Origin of the sequence: Synechococcus sp. F70.1, from assembly GCF_047502745.1 — a bacterium.
In the GTDB taxonomy this organism is placed as follows: domain Bacteria; phylum Cyanobacteriota; class Cyanobacteriia; order Thermostichales; family Thermostichaceae; genus Thermostichus.
Genome location: NZ_JANSJL010000107.1, coordinates 1 through 11316 on the forward strand (window position 1 = coordinate 1; position 11316 = coordinate 11316).

Annotated in this window: 9 protein-coding genes and 1 pseudogene; 8 read left to right on the plus strand and 2 right to left on the minus strand. The window is 59.9% G+C overall.

Annotated elements, in window-relative coordinates:
• Positions 1-609: 609 nt before the first annotated feature.
• The 6 genes from NW860_RS10355 to murJ all read left to right on the plus strand — a co-directional run bounded on the left by NW860_RS10355 (position 610) and on the right by murJ (position 5856).
• Positions 610-1128, plus strand: a complete 519-nt coding sequence (locus NW860_RS10355; protein ID WP_414393951.1) for a phycocyanin subunit beta — start codon at positions 610-612, stop codon at positions 1126-1128.
• A gap of 85 nt (positions 1129-1213) precedes the next feature.
• Complete coding sequence (locus tag NW860_RS10360) at positions 1214-1696, plus strand: phycocyanin subunit alpha (RefSeq protein ID WP_414393953.1); 483 nt, start codon at positions 1214-1216, stop codon at positions 1694-1696.
• A 166-nt stretch (positions 1697-1862) separates the two neighbouring features.
• Positions 1863-2720, plus strand: a complete 858-nt coding sequence (locus NW860_RS10365) for a phycobilisome rod-core linker polypeptide (protein ID WP_414393954.1) — start codon at positions 1863-1865, stop codon at positions 2718-2720.
• Positions 2721-2738: 18 nt separating this feature from the next.
• Positions 2739-3575 carry a HEAT repeat domain-containing protein gene (locus NW860_RS10370; RefSeq protein WP_414514035.1) on the plus strand — a complete coding sequence of 279 codons (837 nt, stop codon included), beginning with the start codon at positions 2739-2741 and terminating at the stop codon, positions 3573-3575.
• 171 nt (positions 3576-3746) lie between these two features.
• Entirely contained in the window at positions 3747-4091 is a 345-nt protein-coding gene (locus NW860_RS10375) for a DUF4278 domain-containing protein (RefSeq protein ID WP_414393957.1), read from the plus strand.
• 169 nt (positions 4092-4260) lie between these two features.
• Complete coding sequence (gene murJ, locus NW860_RS10380; protein WP_414514037.1) at positions 4261-5856, plus strand: murein biosynthesis integral membrane protein MurJ; 1596 nt, start codon at positions 4261-4263, stop codon at positions 5854-5856.
• On the opposite strand, the gene sigC is transcribed toward murJ, so the two are convergent.
• Positions 5853-6953, minus strand: a complete 1101-nt coding sequence (gene sigC, locus NW860_RS10385; RefSeq protein WP_414514039.1) for an RNA polymerase sigma factor SigC — start codon at positions 6951-6953, stop codon at positions 5853-5855. The genes murJ and sigC overlap by 4 nt on opposite strands.
• Positions 6954-7470: 517 nt before the next feature.
• On the opposite strand from sigC, the gene NW860_RS10390 reads away from it, so the two are divergent.
• The gene (locus tag NW860_RS10390) at positions 7471-8058 is read left to right on the plus strand and encodes a cofactor assembly of complex C subunit B (RefSeq protein ID WP_414514041.1); all 588 of its coding nucleotides are present in this window, start codon (positions 7471-7473) and stop codon (positions 8056-8058) included.
• A 4-nt stretch (positions 8059-8062) separates the two neighbouring features.
• On the opposite strand, the gene mutS is transcribed toward NW860_RS10390, so the two are convergent.
• Positions 8063-10738 carry a DNA mismatch repair protein MutS gene (gene mutS, locus NW860_RS10395; RefSeq protein ID WP_414514043.1) on the minus strand — a complete coding sequence of 892 codons (2676 nt, stop codon included), beginning with the start codon at positions 10736-10738 and terminating at the stop codon, positions 8063-8065.
• Between the two features lie 373 nt (positions 10739-11111).
• Between mutS and NW860_RS10400 the strand changes: the two are divergent.
• Positions 11112-11316, plus strand: a pseudogene (locus NW860_RS10400) (hypothetical protein); the annotation flags it as partial.

Sequence of the window (11316 nt, forward strand, 5' to 3'; positions counted from 1 at the left end):
AAAGCCTGCTCAGATTTTCTCTCAGCTTTGCCTTGCCTAGGAGACTGGCGCAAGTGTTAAATTATGTGTACTTTATGAGAAAGTTTACCTGGATACGGAAGTTGGCTGCAAAGCCATGAGCAAGGCTGTCGTCGTTCCTGATATTGTAAACTCATGTAAAGTAGCATTGTTTTTTGTAAAAACCAAGGCCCCAAAGGATTTGGACAAAAAGGCCAGAGTTGCCCACTAGGAGCAGATCTGGGGCTGTTTGCATCTAGTAAAGACCCTTTACATTTTTTGATTCAATTCCTCCCCGCCCTCGCGGTAGAAGTAAGAACTGGAAGCAAGGCAAGCTGGCTTTTCCTCACTTACCCAGTGCAGGGTGTCAGCAGCAAAAAATCCTTGTTTCACCCCGATTCCCCACAGTCTGCCAGCAAGTGGCTTCATTCTTGAAGCTGGCTAGGCAAGGTGAGGTGGGGGGGATCCCTGGCGGTGGTTCTGTTGGGGCAAAGATTTGCGCTAACAGGGCTCTTCGGTAGGGAAGCTGCAAAAGACTGCTGGGTTCGTAGAGCGCTTTTGCCCTCTAGTAGAGATTTAACCTCTTTTGCTTTCGCTAGGAGATTGAGAACCATGAACGACGTATTTAGCAAAGTTGTTGCCCAAGCTGATGCCAAAGGCGCTTTCCTGGGAGAAAACGAGTTTGCGGCACTGCAGCAGGTGATTGCTGACGGAAACAAGCGTTTGGACGCAGTGAACCGCATCACCAGCAACGCCTCCAAAATCGTGACCGATGCTGTCCGCGAATTGTTTGCTGAGGAGCCTAATTTGAATGCTCCTGGCGGCCCTGCCTATCCAAGCCGCAACGTGGCTGCCTGCTTGCGGGATATGGACATCATCCTCCGCTACATCACCTACGCCGTGGCGGCTGGAGACCCGAGCGTCCTGGATGAGCGCTGCCTGAATGGCTTGCGGGAAACCTACCAAGCTCTTGGCACCCCTGGCAGCTCTGTGGCCAATGGCATCCAGAAGATGAAAAAGGCGGCAGTGGCAGTGGTCAATGATCCCAATGGCATTACGCGCGGTGACTGCAGTGCTTTGATTGCCGAAATCGAGTCCTACTTCGATCGCGCCGCTGCTGCAGTGGTCTAGTATTCCGCAGCTATTTGCAAGCTAAGCTTTGAATCCTTTGTATTGTTGCCTTGACTTGAGCTGAGGTAAAGGAGCGTTTTGAGTCATGCAAACCCCAATTGTTGATGCCATTGCCACTGCAGATAGCCAAGGACGCTATCTCAGTAACAGCGAATTGCAAGCCATCAGCGGCCGTTTTCAGCGGGCAGCCGCTAGCATGGAAGCAGCTCGCGTCCTGAGCAGCCGTGCCGAGGAGCTGGTGCGCGGTGCCACTGAGGCCGTTTATGCCAAGTTCCCCTACACCACTCAGCCAGGGGGACAATGCTACACCCAGGCGGGTAAAGACAAGTGTGCCCGCGACGTGCGCCACTATCTGCGCTATATCACCTACTGCTTGGTTACCGGTGGCACTGGCCCCCTGGACGAATGTATGCTGGCCGGGATCCGAGAGATCAATGCTGCTTTTGAACTCTCTCCCAGTTGGTACATTGAAGCCCTACGCTACATCAAGGCCAACCATGGCCTGACCGGGCAAGCAGCCACTGAAGCCAACGCCTATATTGACTACGCCATCAACGCGCTCAGCTAGTTCTTAACCCCAAAGCTGGGTTCAAGGCAGTAGGGATCCCCGGGGTGAAGGGGATCCCTCTCCGTAGGCTGCAGTGGCCGTGGCCCTGCAGGGAGGAGATCTTGAGGGGGTAAATCTTTCAGTTTCAAAGTTGGTCTAGCTGGTTTGTTGGATTTGAGGAGTTAGCATGAGCGGAATTACAGCGGCAAGCCGGATGGGGATCCGGGCCATCACAGAGACAACTCCTTTAGAGTTGCGCCCCAATGCCAGCCAGGAGCAGCTCAACGCCATCCTGCGGGCTATCTATCGCCAGGTTTTGGGCAACGATCACTTATTTGCCTCCGACAGGAAGGAGCTGGCCAGTGCGGAATCGTTGCTGCGCCAGGGCAGCTTGACGGTGCGAGAATTTGTGCGTTTGCTTGCCAAGTCGGAAGCCTACAAGCGGCGGTTTCTCTACCCCAACTCGCAAACCCGCGCCATCGAGCTTAACTTTAAGCATCTCTTGGGGCGAGCTCCCACCAGTTCAAAAGACATTGCCCGCCACCTAGATATCTATCACTCGGGAGGCCACAGCGCGGAGATTGACTCCTACATTGACAGCCCAGAATACCTAGAAGCGTTCGGCGATAACATTGTTCCTCATCCACGCGGCTTTGAATACCGCAAGGCCCACACCACCCGCGACTTTACCAACCTCTTTGCTCTTTACGGAGGCTATGCCAACAACGACCGCTCCCAGGGGCGGAGGCCGCGCCTGATGATTCCCCTGGCCACTGGGTTTACCCCAGCTATTCGCCGCATTGGGGTACGAGGACTGCTGCCACCCAGCCCCATTTCCAAGCACTTGGGGCCGCCCACGGGTCAGTCTGACCGCATGTTTTGCATTGAGGTAACGCGGCTGCTCAACCCACCCTCGGCCCTAGCGACTTCTAGCCGCGTGCGCAAATCCAACCAGCAGATCTTCGTTTCTGCCGATCAACTCTCGGCAACAATGCAGCGACTTCTCAAAGCGGGCGCCAAGATTGTCAGCGTCCGCAGCGCCTAGCTGTTGGAGTTTTGGCCTGTGGACTCCTTGAGCCCAGTAGCTCCTCCAGACTCCTATCCGTCGGCGGATCTCACCCCGGCTGGGCAAATTGCCAAGCTGCGATACGGGGATCCGGGAGAACGCTACTACGCGGCTTGGTGGCTGGGGCGCATGCGGGTGAGAGAGGGGATCCCGGCCCTCATCGAGGCGCTGGCCGATGAGACCGATCGCACGGCCCAGGGGGGATATCCGCTGCGGCGCAATGCCGCCCGCGCCCTGGGCAAGCTGGGATCCCCTGCGGCGATCCCGGCTCTAAAAGAGGCTTTGCGCTGCTCCGACGGCCAAGTGGTGGCGGCAGCAGCCCAGGCGCTGGTCGAGATTGCCCTGGCCAACTTCCTCGACCGGGATCCCGCCCAGCTTGAAGACCTGGGAGGGGCATTGCTGCAGGGGCTGCGCCGCGCGGAGCAGGGTCTCCAGACCGAAAACCTTGCTGCCTTAGAGGCCCTCATCGAAGCGCTTGGACAACTGCAGGTGTCTTCTGCCCTGGAGCCGATTCGCCTCTACCGGGATCACCCCTCCCTTCGTTTGCAATGTGCGGCAGGGCAGGCCTGTTACCGCTTGACAGGAGATCCCACTTTTCTTGAGCCTCTGCTGTCGCTGCTGGCTCATCCCAACGTTCATCTGCGGCGGGCTGCCCTCCTGGATCTAGGGGCCAGCGGCTATTTGCCGGCAGCTCCGGCCATGGCGAGAGCGGCAGTAGAGGCTAACCTCAAGCTGCTTGCCCTCAAGCAGTTGGTGGAGGTGAGCCTCAGACGTGGAAAGGAAGACGGAACTAACTTGCACCAGGTGCTACGGCTAATCGACGAGCTGCTTTAAAGTTGACATCCAAAGGCTTATTTTGTTAAAGCTGATACAGAATGAAGTTGGGTTTTACCCTCTGGGCCACGCCAGGGAAGCTGAAGCTGTTGTCCTACAGCTCCCGAGAAGCGGGCTACGGAAGTTGCTTTCCCCGTCAGATGGCCGCCGTCTACTTGGGGGACTCTTCATATGCAACTGACCTATCGCGGCATTGCCTACGTCTTTGTCCCTTCTGCCCCCGCGAGCTGCCAGCGGCAGGCGGTGCGAGTGCGGTACCGGGGCTTAGCGTGGGACTGGCCAGCTCAATCGGCATCTGTGGCGCTGCCACAGTCTTTTGCCTTGACGTATCGAGGCCTTGCCCTCAACCCAGTGGCGAAGACAGCGAGCAGGGCGCCGGCAACTATCTCCCCGCATATGGAAACCCATCGGCAGAATCTGCTGCGCCGGCTGCAGGAGCGCATCCGTTCCGCCCAGGCCCGCGGGGATGAGCATCTGTTGCAGCAACTGGAGCAGGAGCGACAACTCCTGGCCTGAGCTCTTCCTCGACCTCCCTCCACAGGTCAGGAGAATGCGGGATAATAGTGCTGCCCTATGCCGAACGAGGGGGGTAGCGGCTGTGAGCTTGCGGGTGGATTTCGAGAAGGAAGGGACGGCAGCATCTCGCCAGTTGCCCCCTGCCAAGGCGGCGGTGGGGAGCTAGGGCATGAAGGAAGGGATCCCAGGGGGCTCTTCCTCCCACCGTTCCTTGCTCTCAGTAGCGGGGCTAGTGGCTGGTGCTACCCTGCTCAGCAAGGGTATGGGGTTTGTCCGGCAGGCTCTGATTGCGGCAATCTACGGCTCGGGGCTGGAGTACAGTGCCTTTGGGGTGGCCTATGTCCTGCCCGGTTTCTTGTTGATCCTGCTGGGCGGGATCAACGGTCCTTTTCACAGTGCCATCGTCAGCATTCTTAAAAAGCAGCAGCTCTCAGGAGAAGCAGCAGCCCGCTGGCTGGAGTCAATCTCCACCTTGGTGGGCTGTCTTCTCTTAACCGTGACCTTGGGCCTATGGTGGGGAGCAGACTGGGTAGTGCGCCTGACGGCGCCGGGATCCAGCCCTGCAGTTCATGCCCTTGCTGCCCAGCAACTGCGGATCATGGCGCCGCTGGCCTTGCTCTCGGGGTGGATTGGCATTGGCTTTGGGGCACTCAATGCGGCCGAGCACTACCTCTTGCCCGCCCTCAGCCCCCTGATCTCCAGCCTGGCAGTCATCGGGATCCTGCTTAGCTTGGGGTGGACAGGGATCCCAACCTTGCTGGCCTGGGGCGTACTTGTCGGGGCCATTGCCCAGTGGTTGGCTCAGGTACCGTTGCAGCAGCGGCTGGGGCTGGGGCGGCTGCGGCTGCGCTTTGAGTGGGGATCCCCGCAGGTGCGAGCCGTGAGCCTGCTCATGCTGCCAGCGGTCATCTCCTCTGGCATGATCCACATCAATGTCTACGTGGATCTCTTTTTTGCCTCCTTTGTGCCCGGGGATCGCACCATCGGCAACTTGGGCTACGCCCAGCTTTTGGTGCAAACCCCCCTGGGGATCCTTTCCAACATGGTGCTGGTGCCTTTGATGCCCCTCTATGCCCAACTAGCAGGAGAGAGAGACCGCTGGCCCGAGCTGTGCCGGCGCATCCGGCAAGGGTTGATGGTGACCGCCATCCTCACCCTGCCCCTTGCAATGCTGTTGGTGGCCTTGGCCGAACCCATTGTCCAGGTGGCCTACCAACGGGGTCGCTTTACGGCGGAGGCAACCCAGGAGGTGGCGGCTCTGCTGATGGCCTATGGCCTGGGGATGAGCTTTTACCTGCTGCGGGATGTGCTGGTGCGCATCTTTTACGCTCTGGAGGACGGAACCACACCCCTGCGCATCAGTGGCCTAGCCATTGGCCTCAACGCCCTTCTGGACTTCCTATTTCTACAGGTCTTTGGGGCACCAGGCATTGCCCTGGCCACAGCAGGGGTTAACCTAGTAGCCCTGATTGGACTGGGGATCTGCCTTCACCAGCGCCTGCCAGGGATCCCCTGGCAAGAGATGGGACAAGCCCTACTGCCCCTGCTGGGGATCACCGTCCTAGCTGGTGGGCTTAGCCACTGGCTGTGGATGCAGCTACGCGCCTACGAGATCTTGGGGTCTCCCCTGCTCACCGCCCTTGTCTGGGCTGGGCTGGCCGGTGGCCTGGGCCTAAGCCTAGTGGTAGCTGGAGCTCTGTATCTGCAGATCCCGGAAGTGGAGGGGCTGGCCCTCCAGATCTGGAGGCGGCTTGCTCGCCCCTAATTGAGGGCCTCCAGGTAATCGCGTACCCGGTTGCGCCGCTTAGGCTGCCGCAGCTTCTGCAAGGCTTTGGCCTCGATTTGCCGTACCCGCTCCCGCGATAGATCCAAAGCGCGGCCAATTTCCGCTAGCGAGTAGGTGCGACCATCCCCCAGCCCAAAGCGCATGCGAATCACATCCCGCTCGCGGCTGGTGAGATCCTCCAACAGCTGCTGCAGATCGCGCTGGAGGGCCTCGCGCATCATCATCTCTTCGGGAGAGATGTCATCGGTCTCTAGCAGATCCCCTAGCTCGGTGTCCTTGTCTTTGCCCACCTTGGTTTCTAGAGAAACCGAGCGCGGCACCCGCACCAGCAGCTCCCTGACCTGGGGCACGGTCATCTCCAGCTCGGAAGCAATGTCCTCAATGGTGGGGGTACGGCCTTTTTCCTGGGAAAGCTTGCGCTGGGCTTTTTTGATCTTGTTTAGCTTCTCGGTTATGTGGACAGGCAAGCGGATGGTGCGGCTTTGGGTGGCAATAGCCCGGGTGATCCCCTGCCGGATCCACCAGTAGGCGTAGGTGCTGAAGCGGTAACCCTTTTTGGGGTCAAACTTCTCCACTGCTCGCTCCAGGCCCAGCGTGCCCTCCTGGATCAAATCCAGCAGCTCCAGGCCGCGGTTTTGGTATTTTTTCGCCACCGACACCACCAGGCGCAGGTTGGCCTTGATCATCTGCTCCTTGGCCCGCTTGCCGATGCGCTGGATCTGTTGCAGCTTTTCAGGCGTAAGGTTGGCCCACTCGGGGAACTGGTTGGCCCTAGCCACCCATTCTGCCAGAGTAGGCTCCCGCCCCAGCTCTTTCTGCAAACGCAGGCGCACATCCAAGAGCTTCATGTAGTCTTGGACTTTTTGGGCCAGCGCCACCTCCTCGTCTCGTCCCAAGAGGGGAACACGTCCAATCTCCTGGAGGTAAAGACGCACCAGGTCACTGGAGGGTCGAGCTGGCCCCTCTTCGGCGTACTCGCTTTCGGCAAACTCCGCCTCTTCCTCCTCCGTCAGGTCGAGGAGGTCGGTTGGGGTTTCAAACAAAGTGTCGTTGGCTTCAGGTTCGTAGATAGACATGTAAGTGCTACTGAGTGAAATAGCAACAGAGACAGTCAAGCAGCTGGACTAACATTGAAGAGGGGGCTAAGTTGAGGGTTCCCCAGGGACAGTGGCTGTGCGCTGTCATCATCCCCGCGGAGACAACACTCTCCTCTGGCTAAGTCCAACCCTGGAATCCTGCCCTCGGTAGGGAACAGCTGAGATAGCCACGAAGGAAGCCACCTGCTGGCGAAGTGTAAGCCCCTTATCATAACTTTAACTTAATTATAGTTGCCTCTCTCAGCTTAGCTGCATGAGATTGGGCGCAGATTTCTCCCCCCTGAGCCGTCGTCACGGTTGCTGGAAAGCGCAGGGTTTTTGCTGCTGCGCCATTGCTCCTGCGTCGAGGTAGGATCTACCAAGCGTGGCTACTGCCGGAGGCAACCAACCTCTCTGCAGAACTTAAACTAGGAGGTAGAGGGTCAACTTCCACGAGCTATTTTTCTGCCCCTTTCCTGCTACGGTGGAGAGGCTACAGGTCAAGCCGCCCGACCAGATGGGGTTCGTTCCTGTCATCCCTATGAACTGGGTAGCTACATCACTCCCTCTCTCCCTGAAGGGAGAGGCCATTTCTACCCTAGCGCTGACGCTGCTTCTGGGGATCGGCCTATTCTTTTTTCTGCGAGCCTCAGGTAGAGATCGCAGCGAAACCCGCTTCTATTCTAGCAGCCGCAGTCTGGAGGAAATGGGATCCCTTCTCCGAAAGCACCTGGAAGGGCGGGCCTATCGCTTGCAGTTTGCCGATGCCGAGGGGATCGCCACCTTTGTCGGTCAGGCCCGGCCCAGCGTTGGGTTGGCTGTTTTTTTGACAGGGCTAGCAGGAGTGGGTCTGGCCTGTCTGGCTCTGGTGCTGTCCCTGCTGGAGCCGAGCTGGAGAGCCTGGCCCTGGACGCTGGTGCTGGCCGCTCCCTGGGCGGGCTGGTACTACTGGCGGCGCAACTACCGGCTGGAGCGGCTTCGCCTGAAGCTGCAAGAGGCTGACCCACCCCCTGGATCCCTGCTGTGGGTGGAGGGGCAGCGGGATGAGCTGGAGGTGCTGGCCGCCAGCTTGGGGCTGCAAGAGCGGGAGCCGGAGCGAGGGTAGAGCCCTAAGGCTCCTCGGAAAAGAGGGAGCCCGGGATTAGAGACAGTTGCTCCGCCGGGGCGGGGTTGCGGATCTCGAGGGGTTCAGGGTGTTGTTCAGCCTGTTTTTTCTTGGGGGAAAGGCGGCTTTTCCCTTGGCTGCGCAGGCCCAGGCCAATGCGGCTGTGTTGTTCCACTAGGGCCAGCACCTGCTTAGCCCGCTCGATCACCGGCTGGGGCAGGCCGGCCATGCGCCCTACCTCGATGCCGTAGGAGCGGTCGGCCCCACCGGGCTGCACCTGGTGCAGGAAGATGATGCGATCCGGCAGCTCTTTCACCACCACCTGGAAGTTGGCCACGTTGGGCAGCAGGGTCTCCAGTTGGTTGAGCTCGTGGTAGTGGGTGGCAAAGATCGTGCGGGCGCGCACCTGGGTGGCGAGGTACTCAGCCACCGCCCAGGCAATGGAGAGGCCGTCGAAGGTGGCGGTGCCGCGGCCAATCTCGTCCAAAAGCACCAGGGAGCACTCGCCGGCGTGGTTGAGGATGTTGGCCGTCTCGTTCATCTCCACCATGAAGGTGGACTGTCCCGTGGCCAGGTCATCGACAGCGCCGATGCGGGTAAACACGCGGTCACAGAGGCCCAGCTCCGCCCGCCTTGCCGGCACAAAGCTGCCCATCTGGGCCAGGATCTGGATGAGCCCGATCTGCCGCAAATAGGTGGATTTGCCCGACATGTTGGGGCCAGTGAGGACAATCAGATCCGGGCCGTGGGGGGATCCCAGACGCACCGAGTTGGGGACAAATAGGCCCTGGGGCAAAGACTTCTCCACCACCGGATGGCGCCCTTCCTCGATGACTAGGCGGCGGTCGGTCGTGATGACGGGACGGGTGTAGCCCTGCTGCACAGCCACTTCCGCCAAGCCAAACAGGGCATCGACGGCGGCCAGGGTCTGGGCCACCTGGCGGATGGCGGCAGCTTGGGATCCTGCCTCTTGGCGCAGGTGCACAAACAGCTCGTATTCCCGCTGGTTGATCTCAGTCTGAGCGGTGAGGACGCGGGCTTCTTTTTCTTTGAGCTCAGGGGTGATGAAGCGCTCTTCGTTGGTCAGGGTCTGCTTGCGGATGTAGTCTTTTGGCACCTGCTGGGCCTTGGCGCGGCTGATGCTGATGTAGTAGCCGAAAGCCTTGTTGAAGCCAACTTTGAGGGTGGGGATCCCAGTGCGCTCGCGCTCGGTTTTCTCCAACTGGGCAATCCACTGGCGGTCTTGCTCCACCTGCTGCCGCAGCCTGTCCAGCTCCGGATCGACGCCGGGCCGGATTAGCCCCCCTTCGGTGAGCACAGGGGGAGGGGAGGGCAGGAGGGTGTGCTCGATGCGGCGGCCCAGGTCAACCAGGGCGGGATCCACCTGCTGCAAGCTCTGCAGGAGAGGGGTCTTGGCTTCGGCCACCAGCTCCGCCAGTTGGGGCAGTTTGCCCAAGGAGGAGCCCAGGGCCACCAGCTCGCGCGGGTTGGCGGTGCCGGAGGCGACGCGGTTGGCCAAGCGCTCCAGGTCATAGAGAGAGTCCAGCAGGGATCCCAGGCGGGTGCGCAGGGAGGGGTTTTCCAACAGCTCCTGGATGGTGTCCTGGCGGAGGCGGATTTGCTCAAGATCCCGCAAAGGCTGCAGCAGCCAACGGCGCAGGGTGCGTCCTCCCATGGCGGTGCGGCTGTGATCCAGCACCCAGAGCAGGGATCCGACAAAGGCCCCCTCGCGGATGGTCTGGGTGAGCTCCAAGTTGCGGCGGGTTTGGGGATCCAAGATGAGGTAATCCGTCAACTGGTAGGTGCGAGGGGGACGTAGGAGGGGATGGCCCCCCTGGGGAGAAGGCTGCACCAGGTTCTTTTGCGTCTCCTCCAGGTAGTGCAAGAGCCCTCCCGCCGCCCGAATTGCCAGGGGCAGCCCCTCGCAGCCCAAGCCCTCCAAAGAGCGCAGGCCATAGGTCTGTAGCAAGTTTTCTCGCGCCACCGCCAGCTCAAAGGGCTCCACCGGGCGCAGGGTATAGGTGTACTGGCCGGGCAGGCCCAGGGGAGCTTGGGGATCTCCAGGCCGAATTAAGCCCAGGCCCAGCCCTTCCTCGGTGGGCAGCAGGATCTCCGCCGGCTGCAGCCGGGCCAGCTCCTGTTCTAGCTGCTCTTGCCCCTCGCTCTGGCAGACCCAGAACTCGCCGGTAGAAATGTCGGCGTAAGCCAGGCCCCAGGGGGTTTGCTTGGAGCCTCTCAGGCGGACCACGGCGGCCAAGTAGTTGTTTTGCCGTGCCTGCAGCAGCTCCTCTTCGATGACCGTGCCGGGGGTGATGACCCGCGTCACTTCCCGCCGCACCAAGCCTTTGGCCTGATCCGCCGGCTCCATCTGGTCGCAAACAGCCAGGGCATAGCCTTTGGCCACCAACTGAGCCGCATAGCGGTCAAAGGCGTGGTAAGGGATCCCGCACATGGGCACCCGTCCTATGGCCCCTGCCTCCCGCCCGGTGAGCACCAGCTCCAGCTCCCGCGACACCACTTCCGCGTCCTGGAAAAACATCTCGTAGAAATCCCCTAGGCGGTAGAGCAAGATGGCGTGGGGGTACTGCCGCTTCAGCTCTACGTAGTGCTGCATCATGGGGGTGAGCAGGGCGGGATCCACCTCTAAGGCATCCCAAGTAGGCTCGGCGGAAGAACTCATGGCATCAAAACGTGGGCCAGCAATGGGCTGAAGGTTCGGAGTCTAGCCAACTGGGGCCGACCAGCTTGGGCCATTCTAGATCCAGGTCTAGATGAAGTTTGAGACGTTTCCCCAGCCCTTCTCCCCTGATTCCCATTTCCCGGTTGGTTGCCATGACCTCGCTCAGGGTAGTTGGATCCCCCCTGAGGTAAGTCTGAATGGCTGGGCAGAGGCGCTGCCCGGTCTTGTCCAAAAGCCCTGAAGCGCAAGAGGGAGAAATTTAGGCACAAGCTATTGAAACTGACTTGCAACATCCAAGAAGCCTTGCTATTCTAGCGACTACGTTTTGTTGAGTTTGACTTTCAATAAAGCTCGGGAGGGAGGCCTGGCCAACTTGGCTGAGTTTTCCATCCTGCCCTTGCGGGCGGAGGGGGTTTCTTGGCCTCAGAAGGCTCTCTTCCTGGGCAAAGCTCGAGAGGTTTTCCCGGTGCTGGTCGATCGCAAGTGTCCGTATACAGAGGTTGAGGGGGGCAGAGGCTGGGGGCAAAGAAAGCGGCTGCTCTCGCCAATCGGTTTGACCTGTTTGCTATTGAGTTTCA